Consider the following 13,946-nt stretch of genomic DNA (forward strand, 5'->3'; position numbering starts at 1 on the left):
GGTTGTTCGGGGGTCAGACGGGTGGATCGTGGTACCGCCCCGCGTCCTCATACTGGACGTATGGGGGCGCGGGGGCGGTGCCACGAGGCGCCCTGCTGGGCGCCGAACAACCCGTCAAGGTTTCGTGCCGTAGCACTAGACTGACATTGCTGTGGTGCGGGCGGGTGTGACGTCGTAAGCCTCGGAGGACAGATAGACCGTGACTCCGGGACGCGGCCGGCCCAGTCGCAGCGAGACGTGGGCGATCAGGCCGACGCCGTCCGCGAGCGGTCTGCGGACCATGCTCGCCAGCGCCATGACGAACGGCGCCGTGTCGAGCCGGCATCTGGCCATGATCGCGAGAACGCGCTCACACGCCTCCAGGTCGTCGCGCACGTAGTCCCGCACCGGGATGTAGAGCGAGTAGCCGCTCGGGCGGTCCGTGTCACCGGACATGAAGGTGTAGCTGGACATCAGCGGTCGCCGCGCGAACGGTCCGGTGCCGCCGCAGGCCAGTGCCACGATGTCGGCCAGCAGTTCGGTGTCGGCATCGGGGGTGGCGCCGGCCGCGACCACCACGTCCGGGATCTCGGCGGCCTCGTGCGCCACGTAGGTCTTCACCCGCGCCCGTTGTTCGTCCATCAGGTCGAGGGCGAAGAACGAGAACCGGTCCCGGCCCTCCCGTCGCAGCGCGTGCGCGGTCACGGTCTCGTACGCGGCGCCGAGACCGAGCCTGCCGAGTGCCTCGCGCACAAGGGAGGTCGCGCTCTCACGACCCCGCACCTCCGGGTTGAGGTAGACCTTGATCGCGGGTGCCACGTCCGGCTGGACGATCAGCGAGTACCAGAACGCGAACGCCCCCTGCGGGTCCGCCGGGAGGAACAGGTCGCGCACCGCGTCGAGCTGCCGCAGGTCCAGCTGGTGCTGCTCGGCGAGCCGGTCGAGCACGCCGAGCGCCGCCGTGACGTTCTCCCGCAGGCCGGGCTGTTCCGCGAGCGACTCGACGATCATGCGGACGACGGGCGGCTCGTGCTGGGCGAGTGCCACCGAGAATTCGACCGGGGTGTGGTCGTCGGCGACGAAAGACGGCCAATAGGGGACCGCCGAGAGCGGCCGCGCGGAGCCCGGCCCCAATGCCTCGGCCAGCAGCTTCATCGCTCTTTCCGAGGAATCCGCTAAACCGACGGCGCGCAGGAGGACCTGCAGTTGTGCAACGGCGAAATCGCGCAATGAGACGTCAGGCACGCTCAAGACGGGGTCTCCTGATCGGCCGGGGAATCAGGGCGGGGTGCAATCCGATCGGGGTGGAATCGCGGGTGAATTGTCTCAACCAGACACATGGCCTGGTCAAGAGCCAGAGGGGTTGCGTGCGGCACTCTGAGCTGTGATCAGGATTGCACTGCACGGCCTATTGACTAAGGTCGATTCCCCTGGTGAGTGCGGCATTCCGGGAGTGTGAATGCGGCGCATAGTGCCGAATTGCTTTGACCGCTGTACATGTGCTATGCGGGGTCACTTGGATTCGAATGAATGGCGTTTGTGCAGCTAATCGTTTCGTGCTAGTGCGCGTCGAATTCGTTCGACTGACCGGCGAGGTTCCCGGTCGGCGTCCCGGTACTCCGGCACATCTTTTGGGGACGAACGAGACCGGTCTCGAGATGCATCGCAAATATATGAGAAATGCTCGCTAACGTTCGGTCCGCGCGGGCGACTTGATGGGCGTACATGATCCACTCACTAGGAGCCTCAATGCGTTTCCCTGCTGCGGTGGTGGCTGCCCTCGTGCTGGCCGCACTGCCCGCACCGGCTCAGGCCGCCGGCTGCGTCTGGACCGCCTCCGGTCTGCCCACCCACCGGAACCTGGAGAACGACCGGGTCGACGCGATGTCCCCGGACGGCACGATCACCGTCGGTGACGCCGTGTACCCCGTCACCAGAGATCTGAAGGGCATCCTCTGGCTGGGTTCCACGCCGGTGGACATGGCCGACCCGAACTTCGGTCCGGGCGTCCACAACTGGCCGTGGGATGTGAACAACGCCGGTGTCGTCGTCGGCTACACCTATGACGAAAGCACCGCGATGACCCGCCCGTACCGCTACCACGTTCAGGACGGCAGCTACGAGTGGCTGCAGCCGTCGGTGGGCTTCGCCGCGGCGAACTACGTCAACGAGCGCGGTGACGTCGCGGGCTGGATCAGCGACAACGGGGGCGACCACGTCGTGCTCTGGCCGGCCGGATCGGTGCAGCCCCAGGTGATCGGGACCGGGCAGCCGGCCGGACTCGACGAGGCGGGGCGCGTCGTCACGACCAACGGGGAGATCTGGTCCCCTGACGGCACGACCGTGCGGATCAAGGACCGCCGGGCGCATCCGGAGCGCTACGCGGAGGGCCACGTGATCGGTGCGGCCTCCGACGGCAAGACCGTCGAGTGGAACCTCGCCGGCAAGGTCACCAGGACCTTCCCCGGCGCGGGGTCGGCCACGGCCGTCAACTCGAGCGGTGTGTTCGCCACGAAGCACGGCCTGCACTGGGCGATCTGGACCGATGGTGCGCCGCAGGACGTCGACGGCTACATCGCGGGCATCACCGACTCCGGTGTCGCGTACGGCAACAACGACCAGGGCGCGGTGGTCTACCGCTGCGTCTGATCGACGGAAAGCGCTGCTCGGCCTGGGTTTCCACCCCGGCCGGGCAGTTCCCGATGGTGTGACGCCGTGTACAGGGCGGTTGACGGTTCGCTGTCGGCCGTGGCAACATCTTTTACGTGATCTACTGACACCCTCACCGACACGCGACTGCGGCCCGCGCTTCTCGAGCGTTGTGCGCCCGGCGTGTTCTCCGTTTCCGATCTTCAGGCCTTCGGGTCTTCCTTCGGCGGTGGGTGTCTCATGTCAAACATTCCTTTTTTGCATGCCCGCGATCTGGTCAAGTCCTACGGCGCACGCCGTGTGCTGGACGGGGTGTCGTTGTCGGCATCTCCTGGTCAGCGCATCGGGCTGGTGGGCGAGAACGGTGCCGGCAAGTCGACGTTGCTGCGGATGCTCGCAGGCGTCGAGGAGCCGGACGACGGTCAGGTCCAGCGGCCCGCGGACTGCGGTTTTCTGTGGCAGGAACTGCCTTTCGCGCCTGGCGCCACCGTGCAGGACGTGCTGGACGACGCGCTGGCCGAGATTCGCGCGACCTCGGCCCGGCTCGACGAGCTGACTCTCGCTCTGGAGGAGCGGCCGGACGACTCGGCCGTGTTGGCCGAGTACGGCGACCTTCTGGACTGGGCGCAGGACCACGACATGTGGGACGCGGACCGCAGGGCGAAGCTGGTGCTGGCCGGACTCGGACTGTCCGATGTGGACGTTGACCGGCGGCTGGACACGTTCTCCGGCGGGCAGCGATCGCGAATCGGGTTGGCAGCGCTGCTGATCCGGCAGCCGCGGGCGATGCTGCTCGACGAGCCGACGAACCACCTCGACGACGAGGCCGTCGCGTTCCTGGAACGGCAGCTCAGCGGGTTGCCCGGAACAGTCGTTGTGGCGTCGCACGATCGCGTGTTCCTGGACGAGGTGTGCACGGACATCGTGGACCTCGACCCGGCGCGGGGTGGCGTGACGCGGTACGGCGGCGCCTACACGGATTATCTTGAGGCGAAACGGCTCGAGCTCGTCCGGTGGGAGCAGCAGTACGCGCAGGAGCAGGACGAGCTGAAGGAGCTGCGTGTCTCCGTCGAGGTGACGGCGCACCAGGTCAACCACCAGCGAGCCATCAAGGACAACAACAAGGTCGGCTACGACCGGCACGGCGGCCGGGTGCAGAAGCAGATCTCGCGGCGGGTGCGCAACGCGCAGCAGCGGCTGGACGAGCTGACGGCCAACCAGGTTCGCCGTCCTCCGGCACCGTTGCGGTTCAACGGTGCGATGACGGGCAAGGTCGGCGCCGAGCAGCTCGCCCTGTCGTTGCGGGACGTGAGGTTGAGCGGGCGCCTGGACATCGGGCAGCTCGACGTGTCGACGTCGTCGCGGCTGATGATCACCGGGCCGAACGGGGCAGGGAAGTCGACGCTGCTGCGGATTCTGGCCGGGCAGCTCACGCCGGACACCGGTGACGTGCACCGGGCCCGTGGCGTCCGGGTCGGGTTGCTGGAGCAGGACGTGGTGTTCCCCGACCTGTCCCGCTCGGCTCGCCAGCTGTACGAGAAGGTGCCCGCCGCGGCCAAGGTTCCCCTGTCGCAGCTGGGACTGCTGGCGGGGCGTGACCTCGACCGGCCGGTGGGGGAGCTGTCGATCGGGCAGCGCAGGCGCGTCGCGCTGGCGTTGCTGATCGCGCGGCCGCCGGAGGTGCTGTTGCTCGACGAGCCGACGAACCACCTCTCGCTCAGCCTCGCCGAAGAGCTGGAGGACGCGCTGAAGGCGGCACCCGGCGCCGTGGTCATCGCGTCGCACGACCGCTGGCTGCGGCGCAACTGGGAGGGCCCGGAGCTGGCCCTCGACGCCGGTCGCGTCGCCTGAAACCTCTGACACGCCAACAGAAAGGACTAGGGGAGATGTTCCACAACAGAACGCACGGTGCCCTGTCCCTTTCACTCACCCGCGTTCGGAGGCTTCCATGTCAGGTCAGCTCACAATTCGGTCGGTCAGCAAGACCTTCGCCCACCGCCGCGTGCTCGACGCCGTCTCGCTGACGGTTCGCGCCGGCGAAAAGCTCGGTGTTGTAGGAGAGAACGGGTCCGGCAAGTCGACGCTGCTGCGGTTGATCGCCGGGCAGGAGACGCCGGACGACGGTGAGATCACCGTGGTCGCAGAAGGCGGTGTAGGGCACCTCGGACAGGTGCTTGCGCTGCCGGACTCCGCGACCGTCGGCGACGCCATCGACGCCGCCCTGGTCAAGATTCGCGTGCTGGAGCAGCGGATCACGACAGCCGAGCAGACGCTCGGCAGTGCTTCCTCCGCCGAGCTGGCGGAGTACGGCGAGCTGCTCACGGCGTTCGAGCTGCGGGACGGCTACTCGGCCGACGCCCGCGTCAAGGCCGCCATGTCCGCGCTGGGCATCGGCGACATCGGCAGGGGCCGGCGACTCGGCACGTTGTCCGGCGGGCAGTGCGCCCGGCTGGCGCTGGCCGGTGTGCTGTCGGCCGAGCCGGAACTGCTGTTGCTCGACGAGCCCACCAACCACCTCGACCACCAGGCGCTGACCTGGCTCGAGGACCGGTTGCGGGCGCATCGCGGCACGCTCGTGGTGGTGACGCACGACCGGCTCCTGCTGGAACGGGTGGTCACCGCGATCGTCGAGGTCGACGGCGACCGCCGGACGATCTCCCGCTACGGCAACGGTTACGCCGGCTACCTCGCGGAGAAGCGGGCGGCCCGGCAGCGCTGGGAGCAGGCGTACGCGGAGTGGGTCGGCGAGATCGAGCACTGGACCGAGTGGCGCGGGACGACGGCGTACAACGTGGCGCCGGGCCGGGCGATCAAGGACCACAACAAGTGCAAGTACAACGGTGACGGGCGGCGCGTGCAGGCGTCGATTTCGACGCGGGTGCGCAGCGCGTCCGAACGGCTGGAGCGGTTGCAGGCAGATCCGGTACCGCGGCCGCCGGATCCGTTGCACCTCAACGCGCCCTTGAACGCGGCGGTGCGGGAGGGCGCGGTCCTCGAACTGCGGGAGGCGACTGTCGGACAACGACTGCGCGTGGACTCGCTCGTCGTGAAGGCAGGGCAACGGCTGCTGGTGACCGGGCCGAACGGTGCCGGCAAGTCGACGTTGCTCGACGTGCTGGCGGGGGTGCTCCAGCCGGACAGCGGAACTCTGGCGCGGCACGGTGTCGTCGGGTACCTGCCGCAGGAGACCGTGGTGCGGCACCCACGCCGGACGGTGCTCGCGGCGTTCGCCGCGGGCAAGCCGGGGACACCCGACGACAACGCCGAGAGGCTGGCAACGCTGGGGCTCTTCCGCACCGACGACTTCCGCACGCCGGTCGGGGACCTGTCGATCGGGCAACGGCGGCGGCTGGCGCTCGCCCGGCTGCTGGACCAGGAGTCGGATGTGCTGCTGCTGGACGAGCCGACCAACCACCTGTCGCTCGCGCTGGTGGAGGAGCTGGAGGCCGCGCTCGCGGAGTACCCCGGCGCCGTGGTCGTGGTGTCGCACGACCGGTTGCTGCGGCAGCGGTGGCAGGGCGAGGAGCTGGAGCTGAGCCAGGGGCGGGTGCTGGTCGCGGCTTAGGGTCGAGGGGCGCTCGACTGCGAGACGAGCGCCCTTCGTCTGGAACCTGGTGGTGCATAACGTGAAACGGTGAACACTCCACTGTGCACAACGGACGGTACCGCGCTGGAGGACTCGGCACGGCGCCTGCTTGCGCCCGGCCCGTTCGGGTACGTGGCGGGTGGCGCGGGATCCGGTGCGACGGTCCGCGCCAACCGCGAGGCGTTCGACCGGTGGCGGATCGTGCCGAGGATGCTGCGCGGCGCGCACGTCCGCGACCTCGGCACGACCCTGTTCGGCGAACGGCTGCCCGCGCCCGTTCTGCTGGCACCCGTAGGAGTCCAGTCGATCGTGCACCCGGACGGCGAGCTCGCGTCGGCTCGTGCCGCCGCCAAGCACGGGCTGCCGTTCGTGATCAGCACGATGTCGTCGTACTCGCTGGAACAGATCGCCGCGCAGAGCGACGGGCCGCGCTGGTTCCAGCTCTACTGGCCGAACGACGACGAGGTCTGCCTGAGCCTGCTGCGAAGAGCGCGCCACGCCGGGTGCACGACACTGGTCGTCACGCTGGACAACTGGACGTTCGGCTGGCGCACCGCGGACCTCGACAACGACTATTCGCCTGCGGCACAGGGGATCGGCACCGCGACCGCGTTCAGCGACCCGGTGTTCCGGTCGAAGCTCGCCCGGCCGCCGGAGGACGACCGGCAGGCGGCGATCGCGGAGTGGAAGGCCATGTTCACCGGTGTCGACCGAACATGGGATGAAGTGGCCTTCCTACGCCAGAACTGGCCAGGACCGTTGGTGCTCAAGGGGATCCTGCACCCGGACGACGCGCTGAAGGCCGTGGACGCGGGCGCGGACGGCGTGGTGGTGTCGAACCACGGCGGCAGGCAGGTCGACGGTGCCGTCGCCGCGCTGGACGCGTTGCCGGACATAAGGAAAGCAGTGGGCAACAGGGTCTCCGTGTTGTTCGACTCGGGCGTGCGCACCGGCGCTGACCTGGTCAAAGCCTTGTGCCTGGGTGCGGACGCAGCGCTCATAGGACGTCCCTATATCTATGGCCTTGCGCACGGTGGAGAGGCCGGAGTCGGCCAAGTTTTGAACCACTTTCTGACCGAGTTCGACCTGAACTTGGCTCTCAGTGGGGTCGTGAAACGCTCTGACCTGCATCGCGAGGTTCTCAAAACAAACCGGGAGGTTGGTTTGCTACTGGCTTGACAAACCGGGCGGTTGGTTTTGTATGGTGGTGGAGCACGACGGGCCGTCGTCGGGAGGGCGGGCCGGTCGAACACCTCCGTCGAACTGGGGAGCAACCGTGGACATCGATGTTTTAGGACCGCTGACAGCTCGCATCGCAGGTGTGTCGATCACGCCCTCCGCTGCGAAGCCCCGCAAGGTGCTCGCCATGCTGGCCGTGCACGCGGACGAGGTCGTCCCCGTCGCGTCGTTGTACGAAGAGCTGTGGGGAGAGGCCGTGCCGCGCAGTGCCGGCACCACCTTGCAGACGTACGTGTTCCACCTGCGGGGCCTGATCGGCGCCGCCATGAAGCAGGCCCAGGTCGATGGCGATCCCAAGGCCGTCCTGCTGACGCAACCCGGCGGTTACCTGCTGCGGGGCGGCGTCGTCGACGTCAAGGAGTTCGACCGGCGCGCCGTCGAGGGCCACCGCGCCCGCGAGAGGGGCGATTTCCGGGGTGCGGCACGGTTGTTCCGCGAGGCGCTGGCGTACTTCCGCGGTGAGGCGCTGGTCGACGTTCAGGCCGGTCCGATGCTCGAGGTCGAGCTGGACCGGCTGAACGAGGCGCGGCTCAACGTCCTCGACCGCCGCATCGACTGCGACCTGCGGCTGGGCCGCCACCACGAACTGGTCGGCGAGCTCACCGCTCTCGTGGCCCGCAACCGCATGCACGAGGGCCTCACCGCGCACCTCATGGTCGCGCTCTACCGTTGTGGCAGGCGGGGTCACGCCGTGGAGGTCTACCGCAGGCTGCGGCAGAACCTCGTCAACGAGCTGGGCCTCGAACCGTCACCCGCACTGCACCGGCTGCAGCGGCTCATCCTGACCGCCGACGCCCGTCTCGCCCTTCCCGCCGAGGCCGAGGCACAGCTAGAGCACGTGGGCTGAGGCGTGGTGAGGCAGCAGAGGGCCGAGCAGACTCGGGCGCGACTGGTCGAGGTCGCGGCCGAGCTGTTCGACAGGTACGGGTTCGCCGGTACCAACATCAGTGACATCACGGCCGCGGCCGGTGTCACCAAGGGCGCGTTGTACTTCCACTTCACGGCCAAGGAAGAGCTCGTCGAGGCGGTGCAGGAGACCAGCACCGCGCTGCTGGCCGACGCCGTCTCGAAGATCACGGCGGCCGGCCTGTCGCCGGTGGAGGCGTTGATCGACCTCAGTCACGCCGTCGCGCGCATGCTCGTCTCGGAACCCGCCGTGCGGGCGAGCTTCCGGATCGCGCGCGAGTGCGGAGACCGGGCCAAGCCGTTCGTCGACTTCCACCACGCGTGGTGGGACGTGGTGCGGGAGCTGTTGCGCGCGGCGGCGAAGAACGGCCAGCTGGCCCGCAACGCCGACGTGTCACTGCCGTTGCTGTCGATGTACGTCGGCATCGAGGCGCTGTGGTCGTCGGGCATGTCCAAGGACGGTGTGGCGGAGCTGTTCACCGACGCGTGGCGGTTGTTGTTGCCCGGCTTGGTGACCACCGAGCTCGCGAACGAACTGCTGGGGCCTGGCGCCGGCTGAGCTTCTTGCTCAGCCGACGAGAGCCGGGTCTTTCGCCGGTTCGCCGGCGTCCTCCGGCTGCGAGCCCGCCGGGTCGAACTTGCTCAGGCGCCGCGGCGGAACGATGCCGGGCAACAGGAAGCGCCACATGTTCGTCACGCGCTGAACCACGTCTTCGCGGCCTGTCAGCACTTCCGAGCTGACCTGCACGCCGGTGAACGACCCGATCACGTAGGTCGCCACGTCGTTGGGGGAGACGTCCGTCTTCAGGTCGCCCTTTTCCTGCGCGTCGACCAGGCACGACTCGACCACGTTGATCCAGCCCTGGTATGCGCCCGTCGCCGGCGAGGCGAAGGTGCCCTGTTCGATGACGAGACGGATGCTGGCGCGCACGCGCACGTCCTGCCGCAGACTGCGTGCCATCGCCTGGGTGAGGTCGATGACCGCCTGCACGCCCTTGGTGCCGATCTCCGAGATCGGGTCCCAGACGCCGAACTGCTCTCCGATGATCGCCTGAGCGATCTCCTCCTTGGACTGGAAGTGGAAGTACAGCGCGCCCTTCGTGACGCCCGCGCGCTGGAGGATCTCGGACAGCTTCGCGCCGAAGAACCCGCCTTCGTCGAACACCTCCGCCGCGGCGTCGAGGATGGCGGTGCGGGTCCGCTCCGCGCGCTCCTGTTGCGCCACTTGGAGTCCCTCCGATCTGTCCGGCCGGGCGGATCGTCCGATCCGTCCAGCTCGCGTCTGTGGCCTCAGCGTAGCGCAACTAGTTTCTTCTTCAACACAAAACAAACCGGGCGGTTAGTATGTTATGAAGTAGTTGGGGGACGGTGACCCCCCGCCTGCGTTGTTGATCAACGGCTGGAGGGTTCCTGAAATGTCTGTGTTGTTGTTGAAGCAAGCGAGAACTTCGACGCCCGATGGGCCTTTGTTACGAACACCCGCGGTCGCCGAGTTCCCGGTCGCGGTCGGAGAGTCCGGGCAGGTTCTCTTCGACCAGACCATTCCCAGGCACCTCGTCCACCGCGCGGCGGTGAGCGAGGTGTTTTTGACCGATTTGCGCGTTACGGACGAGACCACTTTTCAAGTCGGCGCGCAGTGGCCGCGAGACCACAGCTTCTACCGGCTGCAGTCCCCCGCACGGCACGACCCGATGCTGCTGGCGGAGACCATCCGCCAGGCGGTGCTGCTGATCGCCCACCAGGTGTTCGAGGTGCCGCTCGACTGGAAGTTCGTCTCCCTCGAGAAGACGTGCGGGGTCACGCCCGAGGGGCTGGAGACGGACGGGCGGCCGGCGAACATCCTGCTGTCCATGACGTGCCACGACATCAAGCGCAACAAGCGCGGTGTCAACGGCATGCGGGTCGAGATCGGCTGCTACCGCGACGGCGAGCGGATCGGCGGTGGCGAGCTGCGCTGGAGCGTCGTGCCGCCGGCCATCTACTCGCGGCTGCGCGGCGGCCGTGACAAGGAGATCGTCTCCGCGGGGGAGCCGGGCGTCCCGGTCGCGGGGCACCTGATCGGCCGGGAACGATCCCGTGACGTCGTGCTGTCGCCGATGCTGGGCGACAACACGTGGAAGCTGCGGGTCGACCAGAACCACGCCGTGCTGTTCGACCACCCGGTCGACCACGTGCCCGGCATGGTGCTGATGGAGGCCGCCCGCCAGGCCGCATTGCTGACGGTCGGCGAGCCGGACGCGTTGCCGGTGCGGTGTTCCTTCACGTTCGACAAGTACGTGGAGCTCGACGCGCCGACGATCGTCACGGCACACACGGTGGCGCCGTCAATCCGGGGCAACCGCGGTGTTCGGGTCGTGTTCGAACAAGAGAGCAGTACCGTGGCAACGGGGCTGCTGGACATGTTGGTCGTCTGCTGACCTCTTGCCATGGCTATGGGGGCGTTTGGCGAGAAGAAGGCATCTGGGGCTGGGAGGAAGACGGGCGTCGTGCTCGTGACCGGTGGGACCGGATTCATCGGGTCTGCCGTCGTCCGCAGTCTTCTGTCCGAACAAGACGGTCCTAACCGGACCGAGATCCGGGTCCTGTCACGACGGCGGCTGCCGCGCTGGATGCTCGACGCGGGGGTGGTCGAGGTCGAGGGCGACCTGACCGAACCGAGCGGGCTGCGCGGGGTGTGCGACGGTGTCTCCACCGTCCTGCACATGGCCGCTCAGATCGGCGGGGACCCGGCGTTGTGCGATGCGGTCAACTACGAAGGCACTCGAGCCCTGCTCCACGAGGCTCGTGCGGCCGGAGTGGTCCGGATCGCTTATCTGAGCACCACTTCCGTGTACGGGCACGGCGTTCACCGCGGGGCGAGCGAGTCGCTGCTCGCGCCCGCACCGGTGTCCGCGACGAGTGCCAGCAGGTTGAGGGCCGAGCGCGAGGTGCGCAAGGCGGGTGGGGTGGTCTTGCGGCCGCACCTCGTCTACGGCACCGGTGACGTCTGGTTCATCCCGACGTTGCTGCGTCTGCTCGACCGCGTTCCCGCCTGGATCGAACGCGGGATCGCTTTGGTGTCAGTGGTTTCCGTGGACGATCTCGGGGCGGCCACGGCAGCACTGGCACACCGGCCCTGGAGGGCACGTCCGGGTGCGGTGTTCCACGTCAGTGATCCGACGCCGGTCAGCATGCAGATGCTGGCGGGTACGGCTTGCGCGCAGTTGGGGCTGCCGCTGCCGGAAGAAGATCTGTCTGCGAGCGAACATCGTGAGCTGACCCGGCGGCATCTGCCGGAACTGACCGATCACCAGTTCGAGCTGCTGGCGTTCGATCACTACTACGAGAGCAGCAGGATCTGGCGGCACGCCGGCGTGTCACCAGGGCCTGGGCTCAAGGAGCGGTTCACCGGTGCTACCGACTGGTACCGGCAATTGCTTCCGACATAAATGTTCTGCTGACGGGGAGCGTTCACGCCGTATGTGAGCGCTCCCCGTCGCGCCATCCCTCCCGGGAGTGAGATCCGGGCCTGGGCATCCCTCGCCGGGACGACCGGGAATCCCGGAAAGTCATTCCCGCGACGACTGTTCGCGGCGTTCGCACATAGCTATTCGCGCGGATTGTTGAGCGCCCTTCCGTTGCGAAGAATTTCCAGCTGCCGGGGACATTCTTTGCCAGGGGAGGATCGCCTTGACCTGTGTCGACGACCAGATCGCGCTCTTGGAACGAATGATGCTGTCGCGCGAGTGCGACCGCAGGTCGGGGCTGATGCTGCGCCAGGGCGAGGCGTGGTTCACCATCGGGTCGTCCGGGCACGAGGCACTGGCCGCGCTCGGTCTTGTGCTGGAGCCGCAGGACTTCGTGTTCCCGCACTACCGCGACCGGGCGCTGGTCATGGCGCGCGGGATGAGCGTCGAGGACGTCGCGCGCGACCTCATGGGCAAGGCCGAGTCGCATTCCGCGGGCCGGTCGATGACGTCGCACTTCAGCCACCGTCCCGGCAACGTCGTGTCGATCGCCAGTCCCACCGCCTCGCAGTGCCTGCCGGCCGCCGGGGTCGCGTGGGCTTCGGTGCGGCGTGGTGATCAGGCCGTGGTCGTGTGTTCCCTGGGTGAGGCCTCGTCCCGGCAAGGTGAGTTCTTCGAGGCGCTGGCGTTCGCGCTGCAGAACTCGTTGCCCGTCGTTTTTCTGATTGCTGACAACGGTTATGGCATCAGCACCTCCACCAAAGGCATGTCCCCGCGTGACCTCGGCATGGTGCCTTCCGACCGGCTTGTCATCGTTGACGGTGCGGACCCGGACGCGGTGCTCGAAGCCGGACAGGCCGCTGTGTCGCTGGCGCGTTCCGGCGGCGGGCCTTCCGTGCTGTGGTGCGAGCTGGATCGGCTGGAGCCGCACAGCTCGTCCGATGATCATCGGCTGTACCGGCCCGCTGACGAGTTGGCCGGGATGAGCGATCCGATCTCGGTGTACGGTCAGCGGCTCGTCTCGGCCGGGCACATCACCGAGGAGTGGATTTCCGCTACGCGGCAACGGTTCGCCGACGAGGTCGAGCAGGTGTTCCGGCGGGTGGCGCTCGAGCCGGTCGCGGATCCGAAGCTGGTGGGGGAGCACCTGTTCGGATCACCGGTCTCGGTTGCCGATCAACCACCGGTCGGCGGCACGATCGTGGCCGCGGTGAACCGGGCGCTGAGCTCGGCTCTCGCTGATGACGTGATCGTGTTCGGTGAGGACGTCGAGGATCCCAAGGGCGGGGTTTTCGGCTTCACCAAAGGACTTGGCACCGACCAGGTGGTGAACTCGCCGCTGGCCGAGGCGACGATCGTCGGTGTCGCGGTGGGGCTGGCAATGGCTGGAATGCGGCCCGTGGTGGAGCTGCAGTTCGTCGACTTCGCCGGGCCGGCTTGGAGCCAGATTTCGTCGCAGCTCACGACTTTGCGGTGGCGTACCGCGTCGGACTGGCAGTGCCCTGTGGTGCTGTACGCGCCGTGGGGTGCCTATCTGCCGGGCGGCGGGATTTGGCACAGCCAGAGCAACGAGAGTCTTTTCACCCATCTGCCCGGACTCCAGGTCGTCGTCCCGTCGACGCCGGAAGACGCCGAGGTCGCGTTCGCGCAGGCCCTGGCCGGGCTGGACCCGACCCTGGTGCTTCTCCCCAAGCACCTCATGCGCCGCAAGCAGGAGCCGTCAGGGCTGCCGGTTCCCGCTTGCGGCGCGCGTGTCGTTCGTTCGGGTTCGGACGTCACGATCGTCAGCTGGGGCAACGGGATCGAGCTCGCTCTGTCTGCCGCCTCGATGCTCGACGAGGTTTCCGTCGAGGTGATCGACCTGCGTTGGCTCGTGCCGTGGGACCGGGCAACGGTCGCTGCTTCGTTGCGCCGCACCGGGCGGCTCGTCGTAGTCCAGGAGGACGGCCGGACCTCGAGTTTCGGCGCTTCGCTGCTGAGCGAGCTGGTGAGCGCGGACGACGAGTTCTACTCGTTGCTCGCCCCGCCGCGGCTGGTGTCGCGCGACGACGTGCACGTGCCTTTCCACCCCGAGCTCGAACGAGCAGTCCTGCCCTGCGCGGACGACGTCGTGACCGCCGTTCGCTCGGTACTGAGCTGAG

Annotated in this window: 11 protein-coding genes; 9 read left to right on the forward strand and 2 right to left on the reverse strand. The window is 68.0% G+C overall.

Annotated elements, in window-relative coordinates:
- Positions 1-135 precede the first annotated feature (135 nt).
- Positions 136-1,134, reverse strand: a complete 999-nt coding sequence (locus tag ABZ345_RS18360; RefSeq protein WP_359849561.1) for a tryptophan dimethylallyltransferase family protein — start codon at positions 1,132-1,134, stop codon at positions 136-138.
- 594 nt (positions 1,135-1,728) lie between these two features.
- Between ABZ345_RS18360 and ABZ345_RS18365 the strand changes: the two genes are divergently transcribed.
- The 6 genes from ABZ345_RS18365 (at position 1,729) to ABZ345_RS18390 (ending at position 8,918) form a co-directional block, all read left to right on the forward strand.
- Positions 1,729-2,628: a hypothetical protein gene (locus ABZ345_RS18365; protein WP_359849564.1), complete on the forward strand. Its 900-nt coding sequence runs from the start codon at positions 1,729-1,731 to the stop codon at positions 2,626-2,628.
- A gap of 240 nt (positions 2,629-2,868) precedes the next feature.
- Positions 2,869-4,479 (forward strand): ABC-F family ATP-binding cassette domain-containing protein, encoded by a 1,611-nt coding sequence (locus ABZ345_RS18370; protein ID WP_359849567.1) that lies wholly within the window; start codon positions 2,869-2,871, stop codon positions 4,477-4,479.
- Between the two features lie 97 nt (positions 4,480-4,576).
- Positions 4,577-6,193 (forward strand): ribosomal protection-like ABC-F family protein, encoded by a 1,617-nt coding sequence (gene abc-f / locus ABZ345_RS18375; RefSeq protein WP_359849570.1) that lies wholly within the window; start codon positions 4,577-4,579, stop codon positions 6,191-6,193.
- A 69-nt stretch (positions 6,194-6,262) separates the two neighbouring features.
- Positions 6,263-7,393, forward strand: coding sequence for an alpha-hydroxy-acid oxidizing protein (locus tag ABZ345_RS18380; protein WP_359849573.1), 1,131 nt, complete (start codon positions 6,263-6,265; stop codon positions 7,391-7,393).
- 97 nt (positions 7,394-7,490) lie between these two features.
- Complete coding sequence (locus ABZ345_RS18385) at positions 7,491-8,300, forward strand: AfsR/SARP family transcriptional regulator (protein WP_359849576.1); 810 nt, start codon at positions 7,491-7,493, stop codon at positions 8,298-8,300.
- Positions 8,301-8,306: 6 nt separating this feature from the next.
- Positions 8,307-8,918: a ScbR family autoregulator-binding transcription factor gene (locus ABZ345_RS18390; protein ID WP_359849579.1), complete on the forward strand. Its 612-nt coding sequence runs from the start codon at positions 8,307-8,309 to the stop codon at positions 8,916-8,918.
- Positions 8,919-8,927: 9 nt separating this feature from the next.
- On the opposite strand, the gene ABZ345_RS18395 is transcribed toward ABZ345_RS18390, so the two are convergent.
- Positions 8,928-9,584, reverse strand: coding sequence for a ScbR family autoregulator-binding transcription factor (locus ABZ345_RS18395; protein WP_359849582.1), 657 nt, complete (start codon positions 9,582-9,584; stop codon positions 8,928-8,930).
- 241 nt (positions 9,585-9,825) lie between these two features.
- Between ABZ345_RS18395 and ABZ345_RS18400 the strand changes: the two genes are divergently transcribed.
- From ABZ345_RS18400 to ABZ345_RS18410, 3 genes are all read left to right on the forward strand, one after another.
- Entirely contained in the window at positions 9,826-10,776 is a 951-nt protein-coding gene (locus tag ABZ345_RS18400) for a ScbA/BarX family gamma-butyrolactone biosynthesis protein (protein ID WP_359849585.1), read from the forward strand.
- Positions 10,777-10,845: 69 nt separating this feature from the next.
- A complete protein-coding gene (locus ABZ345_RS18405; protein WP_359849588.1) occupies positions 10,846-11,787 on the forward strand; it encodes an NAD-dependent epimerase/dehydratase family protein in 942 nt (313 codons plus the stop codon).
- Between the two features lie 241 nt (positions 11,788-12,028).
- A complete protein-coding gene (locus ABZ345_RS18410) occupies positions 12,029-13,945 on the forward strand; it encodes a thiamine pyrophosphate-dependent enzyme (RefSeq protein ID WP_359849590.1) in 1,917 nt (638 codons plus the stop codon).
- Position 13,946 lies beyond the last annotated feature (1 nt).

Origin of the sequence: Lentzea sp. NPDC005914, from assembly GCF_040629405.1 — a bacterium.
In the GTDB taxonomy this organism is placed as follows: domain Bacteria; phylum Actinomycetota; class Actinomycetes; order Mycobacteriales; family Pseudonocardiaceae; genus Lentzea.

Coding starts and splice junctions, on each gene's coding strand:
- ABZ345_RS18360 (WP_359849561.1), bottom strand. CDS start 1,134: ATGAAGCTGCTGGCCGAGGCATTGGGGCCGGGCTCCGCGCGGCCGCTC.
- ABZ345_RS18365 (WP_359849564.1), top strand. CDS start 1,729: ATGCGTTTCCCTGCTGCGGTGGTGGCTGCCCTCGTGCTGGCCGCACTG.
- ABZ345_RS18370 (WP_359849567.1), top strand. CDS start 2,869: ATGTCAAACATTCCTTTTTTGCATGCCCGCGATCTGGTCAAGTCCTAC.
- abc-f (WP_359849570.1), top strand. CDS start 4,577: ATGTCAGGTCAGCTCACAATTCGGTCGGTCAGCAAGACCTTCGCCCAC.